Annotated in this window: 18 protein-coding genes; 5 read left to right on the top strand and 13 right to left on the bottom strand. The window is 58.1% G+C overall.

Annotated features, from left to right (window positions below; all coding sequences use genetic code 11):
- Positions 1–57: 57 nt before the first annotated feature.
- Genes DARO_RS08145 through DARO_RS08155 form a run of 3 tightly spaced genes read right to left on the bottom strand, consistent with a single transcriptional unit; the run spans position 58 to position 2728 of the window.
- Positions 58–1446, bottom strand: coding sequence for a sensor histidine kinase N-terminal domain-containing protein (locus tag DARO_RS08145; protein WP_011287337.1), 1389 nt, complete (start codon positions 1444–1446; stop codon positions 58–60).
- Positions 1430–2101, bottom strand: a complete 672-nt coding sequence (locus DARO_RS08150) for a response regulator (RefSeq protein WP_011287338.1) — start codon at positions 2099–2101, stop codon at positions 1430–1432. The genes DARO_RS08145 and DARO_RS08150 overlap by 17 nt, the downstream gene beginning before the upstream one ends.
- A 39-nt stretch (positions 2102–2140) precedes the next feature.
- Positions 2141–2728, bottom strand: coding sequence for a NapC/NirT family cytochrome c (locus DARO_RS08155; protein ID WP_011287339.1), 588 nt, complete (start codon positions 2726–2728; stop codon positions 2141–2143).
- 140 nt (positions 2729–2868) lie between these two features.
- On the opposite strand from DARO_RS08155, the gene DARO_RS08160 reads away from it, so the two are divergent.
- The gene (locus tag DARO_RS08160; RefSeq protein ID WP_011287340.1) at positions 2869–4275 is read left to right on the top strand and encodes a hypothetical protein; all 1407 of its coding nucleotides are present in this window, start codon (positions 2869–2871) and stop codon (positions 4273–4275) included.
- Between the two features lie 16 nt (positions 4276–4291).
- Positions 4292–4672, top strand: a complete 381-nt coding sequence (locus tag DARO_RS08165; protein ID WP_011287341.1) for a c-type cytochrome — start codon at positions 4292–4294, stop codon at positions 4670–4672.
- A gap of 113 nt (positions 4673–4785) precedes the next feature.
- Here the strand turns inward: DARO_RS08165 and DARO_RS08170 are convergent, their stop codons facing one another.
- Both DARO_RS08170 and DARO_RS08175 read right to left on the bottom strand, forming a co-directional pair.
- The gene (locus DARO_RS08170) at positions 4786–5319 is read right to left on the bottom strand and encodes a response regulator (protein WP_011287342.1); all 534 of its coding nucleotides are present in this window, start codon (positions 5317–5319) and stop codon (positions 4786–4788) included.
- Complete coding sequence (locus tag DARO_RS08175; protein WP_011287343.1) at positions 5316–6575, bottom strand: ATP-binding protein; 1260 nt, start codon at positions 6573–6575, stop codon at positions 5316–5318. The genes DARO_RS08170 and DARO_RS08175 overlap by 4 nt, the downstream gene beginning before the upstream one ends.
- Before the next feature lie 129 nt (positions 6576–6704).
- Here DARO_RS08175 and DARO_RS08180 point away from each other — a divergent pair, with 129 nt between their 5' ends.
- Both DARO_RS08180 and DARO_RS08185 read left to right on the top strand, forming a co-directional pair.
- Positions 6705–7325 carry a c-type cytochrome gene (locus tag DARO_RS08180; protein WP_497463045.1) on the top strand — a complete coding sequence of 207 codons (621 nt, stop codon included), beginning with the start codon at positions 6705–6707 and terminating at the stop codon, positions 7323–7325.
- Entirely contained in the window at positions 7322–7657 is a 336-nt protein-coding gene (locus DARO_RS08185; protein WP_011287345.1) for a hypothetical protein, read from the top strand. The genes DARO_RS08180 and DARO_RS08185 overlap by 4 nt, the downstream gene beginning before the upstream one ends.
- On the opposite strand, the gene DARO_RS08190 is transcribed toward DARO_RS08185, so the two are convergent.
- From DARO_RS08190 to DARO_RS08215, 6 genes are read right to left on the bottom strand one after another with little or no spacing between them, the layout of a single operon-like run.
- The gene (locus DARO_RS08190; protein ID WP_011287346.1) at positions 7649–8197 is read right to left on the bottom strand and encodes a methyltransferase family protein; all 549 of its coding nucleotides are present in this window, start codon (positions 8195–8197) and stop codon (positions 7649–7651) included. The two genes, DARO_RS08185 and DARO_RS08190, sit on opposite strands and share 9 nt — an antisense overlap.
- A gap of 1 nt (position 8198) precedes the next feature.
- The gene (locus tag DARO_RS08195) at positions 8199–9503 is read right to left on the bottom strand and encodes a M18 family aminopeptidase (RefSeq protein ID WP_011287347.1); all 1305 of its coding nucleotides are present in this window, start codon (positions 9501–9503) and stop codon (positions 8199–8201) included.
- On the bottom strand, positions 9500–10384 hold the full coding sequence (locus tag DARO_RS08200; protein ID WP_011287348.1) for an alpha/beta fold hydrolase: 885 nt from the start codon (positions 10382–10384) through the stop codon (positions 9500–9502). Before DARO_RS08200 ends, DARO_RS08195 begins: the two co-directional genes overlap by 4 nt.
- 7 nt (positions 10385–10391) lie before the next feature.
- Positions 10392–11108, bottom strand: coding sequence for a DNA polymerase III subunit epsilon (gene dnaQ / locus DARO_RS08205; RefSeq protein WP_011287349.1), 717 nt, complete (start codon positions 11106–11108; stop codon positions 10392–10394).
- A 9-nt stretch (positions 11109–11117) separates the two neighbouring features.
- Positions 11118–11564: a ribonuclease HI gene (gene rnhA / locus DARO_RS08210; protein WP_011287350.1), complete on the bottom strand. Its 447-nt coding sequence runs from the start codon at positions 11562–11564 to the stop codon at positions 11118–11120.
- Positions 11554–12270: a class I SAM-dependent methyltransferase gene (locus DARO_RS08215; RefSeq protein ID WP_011287351.1), complete on the bottom strand. Its 717-nt coding sequence runs from the start codon at positions 12268–12270 to the stop codon at positions 11554–11556. The genes rnhA and DARO_RS08215 overlap by 11 nt, the downstream gene beginning before the upstream one ends.
- 28 nt (positions 12271–12298) lie before the next feature.
- On the opposite strand from DARO_RS08215, the gene gloB reads away from it, so the two are divergent.
- Positions 12299–13096, top strand: coding sequence for a hydroxyacylglutathione hydrolase (gene gloB / locus DARO_RS08220; protein WP_011287352.1), 798 nt, complete (start codon positions 12299–12301; stop codon positions 13094–13096).
- Here the strand turns inward: gloB and DARO_RS08225 are convergent.
- Both DARO_RS08225 and DARO_RS08230 read right to left on the bottom strand, forming a co-directional pair.
- Positions 13093–13485, bottom strand: coding sequence for a response regulator (locus DARO_RS08225; protein WP_011287353.1), 393 nt, complete (start codon positions 13483–13485; stop codon positions 13093–13095). The two genes, gloB and DARO_RS08225, sit on opposite strands and share 4 nt — an antisense overlap.
- A gap of 14 nt (positions 13486–13499) precedes the next feature.
- Positions 13500–14441, bottom strand: a complete 942-nt coding sequence (locus DARO_RS08230; protein ID WP_011287354.1) for a diguanylate cyclase — start codon at positions 14439–14441, stop codon at positions 13500–13502.
- Between the last annotated feature and the right edge of the window lie 8 nt (positions 14442–14449).

Raw genomic sequence — 14449 nt, forward strand, 5'->3', positions numbered from 1 at the left:
CGTGCTTGGCGTATCTCCAAGCGAAGTATGTCGGGTAATGGCATTTGCTATTCGAGATTAGTCCAGCGCTTGAAAAGTGATGCGAATTCGCAAGCCACCCTGCGGGCTTTTTTCGAGATCGATTCTGGCACCATGAAGCTGGACAATTTCGCTGACTATCGCCAGCCCTAGTCCGCACCCATGACCCGGGGAGCCGGGGATGCGGTAGAAGCGTTCAAATACGTGCTTGAGATGCTCGTCAGGAATGCCGGGGCCGCTATCTTCGACTTCAATGCAGGCTTGCTTGTCTGCGCTACTGCTGCGAACCGTGATGATGCCGCCGGGCGGGGTATAGCGGATGGCGTTGTCGATCAGGTTGGATAGTGCCTCCTGCAGCATCCAGGGGAATCCCAGGGTCGTCGTCGGCGATATTTCGAAGCCCAGATCGATGTTTTTTGCCAAGGCCGCATCAAGGAAGATCGAAGCGGAATTTTCGGCCAGCAGGTTGAGTTGTACGGGCTCAAAGTTTGCCTTGATGGCGTTTGACGTTTCAGCCCTGGCGTAGGTGAGCAACTGGGTGAGCAAATGGCCGATACGCGCAGTCGATTCTTCGATCAACTGGAGGCGCTCAACGTTGTTGCTAAAAGCGCCTTCGGAGGTGGCCAAATCCAGTTGTGTCTGCAGGCCGGCCAGGGGGGTACGTAACTGATGCGCAGCGTCGGCGATGAAGCGCTGCTGAACTTCGACTGATTCGCGCACGAGCGCAAAAAGCTCATTGAGACGGTGGAGCATCGGGCGGATTTCGGAGGGGGTTCCGGAAAGCTCGATTTCGTGAAGGTCATTGGCTGAGCGAACGGCAATATCGTGCTCGACCTCGCGCAGGGGGAGGAGGCCTTGCCGGACACCAAAGATTACGGCCAGCATGGTGGCCAGGATGACGGCGAGGTTGGGAATGACCATCGCCGTCAGAATCCTTGAGCTGGCCTGTTGGCGTTTTTCAGTGGTTTCCAGAACCACGATCTGAAACTCCCGGTTCCTGATGTTGGCCCGATGGGAGGCAATTCTGACAGCCTTGTCCTGATAGATTCCATCACGGAACTCGACCTGTTCGCTTTTTTGGGAGTGCGTCTTGGGAAGGTCGGTATCGCCCGCCAGTACTTTTCCACTCGAGTCGCTGACCGAAAAATACAGCATGTCGGGTGCGTTGCTACGCAGCATGGCTTCGGCTTCTTCGGTCAGGTCGAGGGTAGGCGACGGATTTTGTCTTTTGATATGCGATTCCAGATCGAAGACATTGTCGGCCAGCGCCTGGTCATGGGCGCGATTCGCTGTCTTTTTCGCCAGCTGGTAATCGAAGATCGAGGACGATGCCAGTATCACGATCAGCGGAGTCAACAGCGCCAGGATCAGGCGCTGTCTCAGCGACAAGGGCTCACGTTGTCGCGGAGGGTTAGTTTTGGGCTGCATCGACACGATATCCAATACCGCGAACTGTTCGGATGACGATAGTGCCAGTGGTGAGCTTCTGGCGTAGCCTGGAGACATGAACTTCGATGGCATTTGGCGTGATGTCCTTGTCCCAGCCGGCCAGTCCCTGAACCAGTTTGTCTTTGCTGACGACGGCGGGGGACGCCATCAGCAGCATTTCCAGGATGGCCCATTCGCGATTTGTCAGGTCGAGCGGTTCACCGTTCAGCGTTGCCGTGTGGCTGCGGGTGTCCATGCGTATGCCATCGTGGTGCAGGCAGGCGTCGACAACGGCGTTTGAGCGGCGGATCAGAGCCCTTATCCGGGCGGCAACTTCCGGGAGGCGATAGGGCTTGGTCATGTAATCGTCCGCCCCGGCATCCAGTCCCTTGATTGTGTCGTCCATGCTGTCTCTGGCCGTCAGGATCAATGCCGGCAGGCGATTTCCTCGCGTTCTAAGTTGCCGGATGAAATGCAGACCATCGGCTTTGGGTAGCCCGATATCGACCAGTGTAATGTCAAAATCCTCACCCACTGCGAACGCCTCGGCTTCTTCCGCACTGCGGGCAACATCGACCGTGTAGCCCAGTTGCTGAAGTCCCTGCTTCAGGCCCTGGGCGACAAGATTGTCATCTTCAACGATCAGGATGCGCATATGTTTTAGCTGCAGTGTTGTCGTGAATCTGTTGCTTCGCTATTTTCCCACGACATCACGAGGCTCAACTCCCCCTTCGGGTTCCTTATGGGCGATGCCATAGTGACAATCGATACAGGTCCGCTCACCAGAAGCCAGTTTTTGATGTTGCTTCTGGGCCGTTTTCCCCTGTTTTTCCGGGTCCATGGCCTTGGTGTCATGACAGTTCCGGCATTCCCGGGAGTCGCTTTCCTTCATGCGTAGCCAGACTCGCTTGGCGAGTTCAAGGCGATGTGCTTCGAACTTCTCCTTGGTGTCGATGGTGCCCATCAGGTGCTGAAAGACATCATTGGAGGCCTTGATCTTGCGGATCATCGTGTCGACGAATTCGTGCGGCACGTGGCAGTCGGAGCAGGTTGCCTTGACGCCGGTGCGGTTCATGGCGTGGATGGTGTGCTTGTATTCCTCGTAGTTGTTGTTCTTCATCTCGTGGCAGGAGGTGCAAAACTCGATCGTATTCGTATGGTCGAGCGACAGCTTGCCGCCGGCCATCAATAGCGCACCAATCAACATCAGGACGATCGCCTCGACTTCGAGAATTTTTGCCCAAGGCTTTTGGGCACGGAAGCGTTGCCAGATTGAAATCATTGCGGTTTCCTAATTTAGTTGATCCCGCATCATCGCAACACCTAGCTTGCGAATGCCTGACGAGTTTTCCTATTCGTCAGGCATTCGCAAGCTTGCCTCGACGAGAATCGCCGCATCTTGATCAAAAGGTGAGGAAAATCATGAACATCATGGCTGTATTTCGAAGAACCATACTGCGGCAGTCAGGCCTGCGGAAGCTTGCCGTTCTGGCCGGGGCGGGCATTGCCTTTGCCCTGTCGATTCAAAGTGCCAACGCGTTGCCTAGTTACGCTCGCCAGACCGGCTCGGAGTGCGCATCGTGCCACGTGGGCGGCTTTGGGCCACAGCTGACGCCTTATGGCATCCGCTTCAAGATCAATGGCTACACCGATAGCGATGGCAAGGAGGGCAAGATTCCGCTGTCCGCCATGATGGTGGTCAATTCAACGCATACCGCCAAGGACGTCCCGGATGGCGACAAGGTCAATCATTTCAACAACAATAACAATACCGCCATGCAGGAGGCCTCGGTTTTTCTGGCCGGACGCCTGACAGACAACATCGGCAGTTTTGTGCAAGTGACCTATTCGGGCGTCGATCGTACCTACGCCCTAGACCAGGCTGACATACGCTATGCCCGTAGCGTCAAGCTGGGTGACAAGGACATGACGGTCGGTGTCTCGCTGAACACCAACCCGACCTTGACTGATCCGTTCAATACGCTGGGTCAGTGGCGCTTCCCGTACACCTCGTCCGACTTCAATGCCGGCTTCGGCCCGGCTGCCCCCAAGGTAGAAAGCCTGGGTGGCGGTGTGATGGGCGTTAACGCCTATGCCTTCTACGATGACAGCATCTATGCCGAGTTGGGCTTGTACAACAACCTTTCCAAGAAGGCGTTGAATGCTTTCAATACGGAAGACCAGGGCAAGTTCAAGGGCGTCGGAACCTATGGTCGCCTGGCTTATTTCAAGGACCGCAAGCGGGATAACTTCTCGGTCGGTCTGTTCGGCTTCAGTGCCGACATTCAACCGGATCGCGCCGATCTTGGTGTTGCCGACAAGTACCGCGATGTCGGGATCGATGCTTCCTACCAGTATCTCGGCAACCGCCAGCACATCTTTACGGCCAATGCGAGCTATGTACGGGAATGGCAACGCCTGAACTACACGATGCTTGGTGCCGATGACGCGCACAACACCATCGATCAGTTCCGGGCCGCGGGTTCTTATCACTATGACCAGACCTGGGGCGGCACAGTTGGTGTATTCGACCTGCGTGGCAAGACCAACACCAGCCTCAACAGCACCATTGACGAAGGCACTGGTCTGGTTACTAACGGCTCGATCTCCGGTCGTCCGAACACCTCGGGTTATATCCTGCAGGCTGACTGGACCCCCTGGGGCAAGGAAGGCTCGTGGGGCGGTGGCTGGGCCAATGTTCGCGTCGGCGTCCAATACACCGGTTACACCCGCTTCATGGGTGGCTCCACCTATCTCGACAGTGAAGGCAACGAGCGTCGTGCCCGTGACAACAACACGACCATGCTGTTCTTGTGGACTTCGATTTAAGGTTTAGGTGAGCACCATGAAAAAACAACAAACTGCTTTCGTACTTTGCCTGCTGGCGATGCTTTCCGGTTCGCAAGCCTGGGCTGCTGGCGATGCCAAGAAGGGCGCCGATGTCTTTGCCGAAGAGTGCGGGGATTGTCATAGCACTGTCGCTGGCAAGAACAAGAAAGGCCCCAGCTTGAACGGCGTCTTCAGCCGCAAGGCCGGTTCGGTGGCTGATTTCTCCGGATACTCCGATGCGATGAAGCAAAGCGGCATCACCTGGAATCCGGAAAAAATCGATGCCTACATCACGCAGCCGAAAAAGGTTGTGGCGGGCGGAAAGATGAAATACGACGGCCTGGGTGATGCGGCTGCCCGGGGCGACGTTATCGCTTACCTGATGTCTGTCAAGTAAGCTCCTGCCTAGCTGCTTGTCTGCAAAAAAGCCCTGACTGATATTGCTTCCGTCAGGGCTTTTTTCATTTTGGCAAGCGATGAACTAGGTTGTGCCGAATACTGTTGCCGGTTTCATGTCTTGACCGGCCGTTTCGAAAGTTTGCGCTGAAGCGTCCGTCGGTGCATTTTCAGGGCGCGGGCCGTGGCCGAGATATTGCCATCGTTTTCGTTGAGGATGCGTTGGATGTGTTCCCACTCCAGACGGTCGACCGAGAGTGGTTCATCCGAGGCCGCTACGTCGAAATCCGGACCGCCATCGTCCTCGAAGGCCGACAGGATGGCTTCGATCTCGACCGGTTTGGCCAGATATTGAATGGCGCCCAGTTTCACGGCATCGACTGCGGTGGCGATGCTGGCGTAGCCAGTCAGGACGACAATACGACTATCCGGGTTGATGTCGAGCAGGGGCTGGATCAGGGCCAGGCCAGAACTGCCATTCAGGTTGAGATCGAGGACGACGCGCAGCGGACGAATTTCTCGGGCCAGCTCAAGTGCGGACGCTGCATCCTGAGCACCACGTGCAGGGTGGCCACGCCGCTCCATGGTGCGAACCAGAATGGCATTGAAACTAGGATCGTCGTCGATGATCAGCGTCATTTCGTTCATGCTTGTATCCGTGGCAGTTCGATGCGGGCAAGGGCGCCGCCGTCTTCAGGGTTACTCAGGGTCAGCGCGCCGCCGAGTTGTTCGATGGCGCTACGGGTCAGTATCAGGCCGACGCCGCTGCCTTGCTCATGGGCTGGAAAACTGGTCTGCCCGCCCTGTTCCAGAACTTCTGGCGGGAAACCGGGGCCGTGGTCACGGATGTCGATGCACAGGTTGTCCGTGCACCAGGAAAGCCGGACTTCCAGCGGACTCGGCGTGGCGTTGGCTGCATTGTTGAGCAGGTTGAGGATGGCCTGCTCAAGCCGTGGATCGGCAAGGATTTCGGGGGGCGTACCGTCGCTGGCGATGATCAGGCGGCTGCTGGCCTGCGGGCGGGCCGCATGCCAACGCTGGCGCAGACTGTCCAGCCAGCGATTGGACGCTTCGAGCGGAGCATTTTCCAGGCGTTCGGCACCGGCACGGCGTGACAGACCAGTGATGATTTCCTTGCAGACTCCGATCTGTTGGCGGAGCAGCACGATGTCTTCGCGTGACGGTCCGCTCAGGCTGGGATCGTTGGCCAGTTCTCCGGCGAGCAGGGCCATCGTGCCAAGCGGTGTGCCCAGCTCATGGGCGGCGCCGGCCGCCAGGGTGCCCATGGCCATGACCCGTTCGTCGCGCAGAGCCTGTTCGCGGGCAGTCGCCAGTTGGGCATCGCGTTGGCGAATCTGGCGGGTCATGCGGATGATGATCCAGCCGATCATGGCGGCGGAAAGGACAAAAATCAGCCACATGCCGATCAGGTGCAGGCGGGTGGCGCGTGTCGCATCCGGCATTGGCAGTGGCAAGTAAAAAACCATCAGCAGCGAGTAGGCGGCGATCGCCACGGCACTGACGACGGCAGCAAAGCGCGCTGGCAGGGTCAGGGCGGCGATGGCAACGGGGGGCAGAAGCATTGAAACCAGCGGGTTGGCAGCGCCACCGCTGAAGAAAACGATGGCGGTCAGCGCCCCGATGTCGAAAAGTAACTGAACAAACAGTTCGCAGGCGCTGGCGGTTTTTGACGTGCTGACCCGCCATTGTGCAAAAGCGTTGAACAGCCCGGTAATGGCAACGATACCGAGCAGGGGAACCTGTGGCACCGGAATATCGAGCAGGCCCGGGGCGAGCAGGATCAGTGGCGTCAAGGCTGCGAGTACGAACCAGCGGCCAGCGACCAGTCGACGCAGGTTGGCCAGATGCTCGGAGTTTTCGTTGGTACAGGGCGTTGTTGCCATGGGGCGAATTATGCGTGATTTGAGTCAATTTTCAGTCGCTTGGGAGATGCGACAATTCGTCGCAGCGCTATTTGGAGTATCTATTGCATGCGGTCTTACTTACGAATTCCATTTTTACTGGCTGCGCTGATGGCGAGCCCGTCGGTGTTTGCTGCCGATCTTGAAAAAGGCAAGGAAATCAACGGCACCTGTGCCGCTTGCCATAGCGATAACGGCCAGGGGGGCAAGCGGGGGGAATACCCGCGCATCGCCGGCCAGCAAGTCAAGTACATCGAAAGCCAGCTGAAAAATTTTCGGGCACGTACGCGGGTCAATATTCCGATGTTTCCCTACACCCAGGAGCGGGAGTTGTCGGATTCGGATATCAAGGATATTGCCGCCTATCTGAACGGGATCGAACTGGATACCAAGATGCCCACCTACACCGGCAAGGAGGATGCGCTGACCAAGTTGCTGATGGCTGATAAAGTGATGATCATCCCGCGCGTCGAGGGAAACTTGGCCAACGGAGAAAAGATATTCCAGAAGCAGTGTGCCGCCTGTCATGGCAAGGCTGGCAAAGGGCGCGGCATGTTCCCGATGCTGGTCGGGCAATACACGAATTATCTGCAGCGTCAGGTCGATCTTTATCTGAAGGGCGACCGGCCGCATGACGAAGAGGGTACGATCGGCGTGCTGAACGACCTGAAGGCTCAGGACATTCAGGATATTCTGGCTTACCTCACCTCAATTCAGGAACCGAAGGAATGAAACGAATCACCTTCACCCTGCTGGCCTTGCTGGCTGTTTCCGGTGCCCGGGCACATGGCCATTCGGGACCGATCGACGACAGCATGCCCGATGCCCAGAAAATTCGTTTCTGCGAGCGCGTTCGGGACCATGCCTTGCAGACTTTCTACAACCGTGAGCGCGGGCAGCCGATGAAGCTGTTTGACGAGGATGGCAGCGATGGCGCGCGGATTACCAACCACATCATCAAGCGCATCTATGAAGAGCCGCAGATTTCCAGCCCGAAGAAGGCCGAAACCTTTGGCCGGGCGACCTGCAACGAAATGATGGGATCAAGCGCCGCTTCAGAGTAAATAGGGAATGAAGCGTTTGGTCCGCTGCATGTAGTCGGCGTAAGAGGGGCCAAAGTAGGCCAGGCATTCCTTTTCGTCGGTGATCGCGGTCAGCCAAAGTGAAAATGTGGCGATACCGACGATGAGCGTACCGAGCGCGCTTGGATCCTGAAAGTAGGCACCCCAGGCCAGGGCCAGCAAAGACGCGTACATCGGGTGGCGAATGTGGCTGAAGATGCCGTGGGAAACGAGTTGGGTGGTCTTCTCGAATTCGTAGAACGAGCCGTCATCGCGTTTTTTATTGGCAGCACCGTGGCGGCGCAGGGTGCGCGTGCCCTCGGCAACCAGGAAAATGCTGAGCAGCATCAACATCCATGACGTGAACTGGTGCGGCGAATAAGGGTCATCCCCCCAGACACCGTGATTGAGCACGATCAGGCCGAGAATGGCCTCCCAGGCAAAGAAACGGTAGAAGCCGTGGCTACCCGGTTTGCGCAGTGGCTTGCGCGACAGCCAGACGATAAGCAGCGTGCCGATCAGGAAAAGGATTGAATCGTTCATCTCAGTCCGTGAAACTCGTGGTCAAGGCAGAAATCATATAGGCGTGATCAAGGACGCCGGCGCTTTCGCGGATGCTGTGCATGGCCCACATCGGCGATCCGACGTCGACGCTCGGTATGCCCAAACGTGATGCGACGATGGGGCCGATGGTGCTGCCGCAGCCTAAATCGGTACGGTGGGCGTATTGCTGGCAGGGCACCCCTGCTTTGGCACAGATTGCCATGAAGCGGGCGGCGGTATCGGCGTTGGTGCTGTAACGCTGGTTGGCATTGCTCTTGATGACCGGCCCGGCGTTCACCGTCGCGTGGTGGCACGGCTCGTAGGCGGCCGGAAAATTGGGGTGCCAGCCGTGGGCCATGTCGGCGCTGATGAAGAAGCTCCGCGCCAGCATCCGGCGTTGGTCCTCGCCATCGAGGCCGGCGTTGGCGGCCAGTCGGCTGATCACGTCGGAGACGAAACTGCCGCCAGCGCCGGCCGCGCTTTCGCTGCCGACTTCTTCATGGTCGAAAAAGGCGCACAGGCAGGTGGCATTGGGTTCTTTCGTGGCAAGCAGGGCGCTCAGTCCGGCATGGCAGGAGGCAAGATTATCGAGCTGGCTGTTGGCCACGAATTCGCGATCCACGCCCCAGAAACTGCCTTTTTGCGTGTCGTAGGCGTTCAGTTCCCAGGTCAACAGATCACCCGGTTCGACACCGAGCCGATCGGCAATTGGCTGGCGGAAGCGTGCCTCGGCTTTCGTGCCGTCTTCGGAAACGCCCAGTAGCAGGGGTAGTTCAGTCTGTTTGTTGAACTTCAGGCCGTTCTCGTTAACTTCCCGATTCATGTGGACGGCAAGGTTGGGCAGGCGGAGCAGTGGTTCGGCGAAATGCACCAGCCTGGTCGTGAAGCCGCCCGGCGTGCGGACATTGACGCGCCCGGCCAGCGACAGGTCACGGTCGGCAAAGGTGGCGAGGATGGGGCCACCGTAAACTTCAACACCAAGCCTGACCATGCCTGCCACATCCTCGGCCGGCTTCGGCTTGAGGCGCAGGCCTGGCGAATCGGTATGGGCGCCGATCATCCGCAGGCCGGTCTCGGCGGCCGATTGCCGGCCGATGATGAAGGCGATGATCGACGAGCCACCGCGTACCACGTAATGGCGACCACCCGCGCTCAGCGTCCAGCGATCAAGCTCTTCAAGCCGGCTGAAACCAGCGGCCTGCAGCCGGGTTTCACAGGTCTGCACGGCATGCCAGGGGCTGGGGCTGGCATCAATGAAGTCGAGCAGGTCCTGTGCCTGGATGCGGGCGGAATCGGGAATATTCATAGTGATTTCTGTCTCAGCAATTCAATCAGCAGGTCAGCGATGCGTCTATCATAAAGCATGGCGATGTGACCTACCGGCGGAAGTTCGACATCGCGCGCCCCGGGCAGGCGCTGGTTGTCCTGCGGCATGGCGTAATTGTCGTAGGCATTGCGCAGGCTGACGAACGGAATCTTGATCGCCTCGCTTGCCATGTCGCGCAACCATAGCGATCCCGGTTGCATTTCGCGGGCGTTCTTGCCGATGCCAATGCGGGCCAGCGCCGAACCTTGGTGCGGCGTGGCCAGCGTCAGTAGCCAGTCGACCCGATCGGAACCGTGGCGAGCGAGGTAGGAGCGGCAGATCAGGCCACCCATGCTGTGTGCGATCAGCGTGACCTGTTTGCTGCCGGTCAAGGCACAGACTTCTTCGATACGCTGATTCAGTTGCGGGACCAGCTTGCCAAGGCTGGTATAGGGCGGGATCAGGCTGACCGAAGCGACAGTATGCCCAGCCGCCTCCAGGCGCCGGCGGAGCAGCCACCAGATACCACGGCTGCAGCCGTAACCATGAACGAGCAGAATCGGCCGGCTGCCGACAGGCAGACGGTCGGCCGGCATCCACAGCCGTTCGAACGGGATGACGAGCAGGAAGGTAAGCAGGAAGGCGAGGTATTCACTGATCATGATTGCCAGCCGCTTGGCAAAGCCAAGGCGCGGGGCCGGTGAGGCGAAGGCCATGGCGAAGGTCCAGGTCGTGGCGTTCATCCAGAAGCGCAGGCCGAGCAGGCAGTTGATGGCGCCGACGATGGCGAGCGGCCAGTCGAGATGCATGAAGTGGCGACCGATGTAGAGGTAGCCGGTGACTTCCAGAGAGATCCAGATGAGCAGGGAAATTGGCAGCATGTCGAAATCAGGCTGCTTCGGTTTCTGGCTTGGGCAACCAGATGCAGGCACCCTTCGATTCCTTGTCGATTGCCGCCAATACCGTTTCGTGCTCGGCGATTTCCTCCGGCGCGGCGCGGCGTACGCTGAGTGGCTTGCGTTCGCGAACCTGGCCGTCGGCGCCGATGTTCGGACGTGGCTCTGCATCGGGTTCGATCATCAGGCTGTTCTGGCCTCGGGTCATGGCCAGGAAAACGTCGGCCAGCAATTCCGTATCGAGCAGCGCGCCGTGCAGGGTCCGGCTCGAATTGTCGATCTCGTAGCGTTCACACAGCGCATCAAGGCTGTTGCGCTTGCCGGGATGCAACTCCTTGGCCATGCGCAGGGTGTCGATGACGCCATTGCAAATGGTGCCGACCGGCACCCGGCCGAGCCGGTCGAGTTCGGCATTGAGGAAGCCGATGTCGAAAGGCGCGTTGTGGATGATCAATTCGGCGCCGTTGATGAACTCAAGAAACTCGTCGGCGATGTCGGCGAATTTAGGCTTGTCGGCCAGGAATTCAAGGGTGATGCCGTGCACCGCCTGGGCGCCTTCGTCGATTTCGCGCTCAGGGTTAATATATTTGTGCAGGTGGTGACCGGTAAAGCGGCGGTTCACCATCTCGATGCACGCCACTTCGATGATACGGTGGCCTGAGCGGGGGTCTAGGCCGGTGGTTTCAGTGTCGAGAACGATCTGTCGCATGGTGCTTCCTTAACCCTTCAATTCTTCGATGCCACGGTTGGCCAATGCATCGGCGCGTTCGTTTTCCGGATGCCCGGAATGCCCCCTGACCCAGATCCATTCCAGCTTGTGCAACTTGACTTGGGCATCGAGCAGTTGCCAGAGATCGGCGTTTTTCACCGGCTTCTTGTCCGAAGTCTTCCAGCCATTCTTCTTCCAGCCATGAATCCACTCGTTGATGCCCTTCATGACGTATTGCGAGTCGGTGTAGATCTTGCCTCCGATGGGGCGTTTCAGCGCTTCGATGGCGCGGATGGCAGCGGTCAGTTCCATACGGTTGTTGGTCGTTTCCTTCTCGCCTCCCCACAGTTCCTTCTCGTGTGGTCCGAGGCGCAGGATGGCCCCCCAGCCACCGGGGCCAGGGTTACCCTTGCAGGCGCCATCGGTGAATATTTCAACAGTTTCCTCAGCGGTCATGACGTTCCTTTTGAGCAATCGGGCGCAGTGCCTTGGCCCGTACTGCCTGTTTTTTCCATTTTGGGGTGATCAGGCGCATGCTGTGCGTGCGCTTGATGGCCCGCAGCACATAGACGCCACCTGAGAAATTCCACCAGCGGTTAGTGGCGTTTTCGATAAAACGCCAGTTCTGCAACCATTTCAGTTGGTCGACGGGGGGGACATAGCATCCAAGGCTACCGCGGTCGACTTCGAAGCCAAGCAGTTTCAGCCAGTCTTTCAGACGATTGATCGAAAGGTAAGTCCCGTTCCAGGGATACTCGCCATTGCGATCCAGTTTGCGTTTCAGCCCCCAGAGCGATAGCGGATTGAAGCCGATGACGATGACCTGGCCCTCGGGGATCAGGATGCGCTCGACTTCACGCAGGATCTGGTGCGGTTCGTCGCTGAATTCGAGAATATGCGGCAGGACAACGAGGTCGATGCTGTTCGAGGCAAAGGGCAGGGCGGTGTAGTTGCATAGCACGTCAACCTGACCATATTCACCGGCCTGCTGACGTAGCGGGATGCGATTGGCGCGCAGAAAATCGCCCTGAGGCAGGCCGAGTTGCAAGGCGTTGAAACCGAAAATGTCAGCGACGATGCCATCAAGCTGGCGCTGCTCCCAATCCAGTACGTAGCGACCGGGGGCCGAGGCCAGCCAGGCATCCATTCCGGGAATTGACATCCGGGGCGCATCCCTCGATAGTTCCGGCATGTTAGAAATTTCGTTCATTCCCGCGTTCAAGGATAATTACATCTGGCTGCTGACCCGGGGCAAGCGTGCTTTCGTCGTCGACCCCGGTGATGCTGCGCCTGTGCTGGCAAGGCTGGAGGCTGGCGGGTTGATGCTGGAAGGCATCCTGATTACCCATCACCACGCCGATCATCAGGGGGGCGTCGCCGAACTGAAAGCGCGCTGGCAAGCCGAGGTTTATGCGCCGGGCAACGAGTCTATCACAGGCTGCTCTTGTCCCCTGAGTGGTGGTGAAAGCATCGATGTGCTTGGTCAGAAAGTCACGGTTATGGCGGTTCCTGGCCATACACTGGGGCACTTGGCCTATTACGCGCCGGGGGCGCTTTTGTGCGGCGATACCCTGTTCGGTGCCGGTTGCGGTCGACTGTTCGAAGGAACGCCAGCCCAAATGTCTGCCTCACTGGACAGCATCGCCGCCTTGCCAGGCGACACCTTGATCTACTGCGCGCATGAATATACGGAGATGAACCTGCGTTTTGCGCTTGCTGTCGAGCCGAATAATCAGGCGTTACAAGCTCGTGTGGCCAAGGTGGCTGCGTTGCGTGCTGCCGGCTTGCCTAGTGTGCCGTTGATTCTGGCTGAAGAAAAGGCGACCAATCCCTTCCTGCGTTGCCATGAAGCGGCAGTGGTTGAGGCTGGTTTGCAGCACGCTGCTTCCTGCTTGCTCGGGCACGCTGCCCAGCAAGGAGCGGACATTGAAGATCGTTCAAAAACGGCAATTTTTGCGGCTATCCGCAGTTGGCGTAACACCTTCTAGGTTTTTTTCTGGCGGACTCGTCCGCTGACCTTTTCCAAGGTATCAAGTACGCGTGCCGCATTAAATGGCTTGATGATAAATCCGCTGGCGCCGTTCTGGATCGCTTCCTGAACCGTGCCCGGGTCCGAGTTGCTGGTGACCATGATGACTTCGGTATCCGGGTGCGCGGCCTTGATTTCACAGAGCGCTTCAATGCCGTTTTTTTCCGGCATCATGACATCCATGCAGGCGATATCGGGTTTCAGGCGTTCGACCAAGTCAATGGCTGACACACCATTACGTGCCTCACCGACGACGTCATATTCCTCGCCCCGCAGCATTGCCCGGAGAATGCCGCGCATCATGTCATTGTCGTCAACGATGATGATGGAGATGCGTCTTCTGGCCATGGGATTGTCAGTTGCTAGGTGGCGTCGGCACGGTAGACGCGATCCCGACCTTCCTTCTTGGCCCGGTAAAGCGCCTTGTCGGCCGCAAGGATCAAATCATCCGGCGGGTTGTCGAAGCCGGGGGCGGCCGAGGCAATGCCGATGCTCAAGCCAACCTGGCCTGTTGGCGACGAGGCGTGAGTGATGTTCAGTTCCTTGGTGGCCTGGCGAATTTTCTCGGCCACCATCAGCGCGCCGCCAATACTGGTTTCCGGCAGGATCACGGCAAACTTCTCGCCGCCATAACGGGCTACCGTGTCGGATGGGCGCTCCGTATGGCGACTGATGGCGGCGGCAATCTTGCGCAGGCATTCATCACCGGCCTGATGGCCATAGGTGTCGTTGTACAGCTTGAAATAATCGATATCGCACATCAACAAGGCGATGCTGTTCGAGTGCCGGCGCGCCCGGCGCCATTCAATGGACATTGCTTCGTCGAAATAGCGCCGGTTGGCGACACCGGTCAGGCTATCCGTGGACGAAATACGGATCAATTCCTGATTGGCAGCATCAAGCTTTCGCGTCACGGCGAGCAGCGAGGCGCGCATCAGAACGATGCGCTGCATGGCGCGAATCTTTGCGCCGAGGACGATCTCGCTGATTGGCTTGTGCAGGTAATCGTCGCCCCCGGCAGCAATGCCTTTTTCAATATTGGCATCGTCGTCGAGTGACGAAAGAAAAATAATCGGTGCCCAGTCCCCCGGTTTTTCCATGGCCCGGATATGCTGCGCAACGACAAATCCATCCATATCCGGTAGCAAGATGTTGAGCAGAACCAGATCGGGGCGGTTGCGTGAAAACAGATCAATCGCCATTTCGCCATTTTCGGCCGGAATGCTTGTCGCACCGAAGTGTTCGACATACTTGGTCAGTGTGGCAAGACTGGACTGGCTGTCTTCAACAACGAGAATTTTCATGGCGGCGA

This window comes from Dechloromonas aromatica RCB (genome assembly GCF_000012425.1).

What these genes read in the sequence shown, in the direction of transcription:
- DARO_RS08170 (WP_011287342.1), bottom strand. Translation starts at nt 5,319, where the DNA reads ATGAACGAAATGACGCTGATCATCGACGACGATCCTAGTTTCAATGCC.
- DARO_RS08175 (WP_011287343.1), bottom strand. Translation starts at nt 6,575, where the DNA reads ATGGCAACAACGCCCTGTACCAACGAAAACTCCGAGCATCTGGCCAAC.
- DARO_RS08165 (WP_011287341.1), top strand. Translation starts at nt 4,292, where the DNA reads ATGAAAAAACAACAAACTGCTTTCGTACTTTGCCTGCTGGCGATGCTT.
- DARO_RS08190 (WP_011287346.1), bottom strand. Translation starts at nt 8,197, where the DNA reads ATGAACGATTCAATCCTTTTCCTGATCGGCACGCTGCTTATCGTCTGG.
- dnaQ (WP_011287349.1), bottom strand. Translation starts at nt 11,108, where the DNA reads ATGCGACAGATCGTTCTCGACACTGAAACCACCGGCCTAGACCCCCGC.
- DARO_RS08145 (WP_011287337.1), bottom strand. Translation starts at nt 1,446, where the DNA reads ATGCAGCCCAAAACTAACCCTCCGCGACAACGTGAGCCCTTGTCGCTG.
- DARO_RS08230 (WP_011287354.1), bottom strand. Translation starts at nt 14,441, where the DNA reads ATGAAAATTCTCGTTGTTGAAGACAGCCAGTCCAGTCTTGCCACACTG.
- gloB (WP_011287352.1), top strand. Translation starts at nt 12,299, where the DNA reads ATGTTAGAAATTTCGTTCATTCCCGCGTTCAAGGATAATTACATCTGG.
- DARO_RS08215 (WP_011287351.1), bottom strand. Translation starts at nt 12,270, where the DNA reads ATGTCAATTCCCGGAATGGATGCCTGGCTGGCCTCGGCCCCCGGTCGC.
- DARO_RS08185 (WP_011287345.1), top strand. Translation starts at nt 7,322, where the DNA reads ATGAAACGAATCACCTTCACCCTGCTGGCCTTGCTGGCTGTTTCCGGT.
- DARO_RS08200 (WP_011287348.1), bottom strand. Translation starts at nt 10,384, where the DNA reads ATGCTGCCAATTTCCCTGCTCATCTGGATCTCTCTGGAAGTCACCGGC.
- DARO_RS08225 (WP_011287353.1), bottom strand. Translation starts at nt 13,485, where the DNA reads ATGGCCAGAAGACGCATCTCCATCATCATCGTTGACGACAATGACATG.
- DARO_RS08195 (WP_011287347.1), bottom strand. Translation starts at nt 9,503, where the DNA reads ATGAATATTCCCGATTCCGCCCGCATCCAGGCACAGGACCTGCTCGAC.
- DARO_RS08150 (WP_011287338.1), bottom strand. Translation starts at nt 2,101, where the DNA reads ATGCGCATCCTGATCGTTGAAGATGACAATCTTGTCGCCCAGGGCCTG.
- DARO_RS08155 (WP_011287339.1), bottom strand. Translation starts at nt 2,728, where the DNA reads ATGATTTCAATCTGGCAACGCTTCCGTGCCCAAAAGCCTTGGGCAAAA.
- rnhA (WP_011287350.1), bottom strand. Translation starts at nt 11,564, where the DNA reads ATGACCGCTGAGGAAACTGTTGAAATATTCACCGATGGCGCCTGCAAG.
- DARO_RS08180 (WP_497463045.1), top strand. Translation starts at nt 6,705, where the DNA reads ATGGCGAGCCCGTCGGTGTTTGCTGCCGATCTTGAAAAAGGCAAGGAA.
- DARO_RS08160 (WP_011287340.1), top strand. Translation starts at nt 2,869, where the DNA reads ATGAACATCATGGCTGTATTTCGAAGAACCATACTGCGGCAGTCAGGC.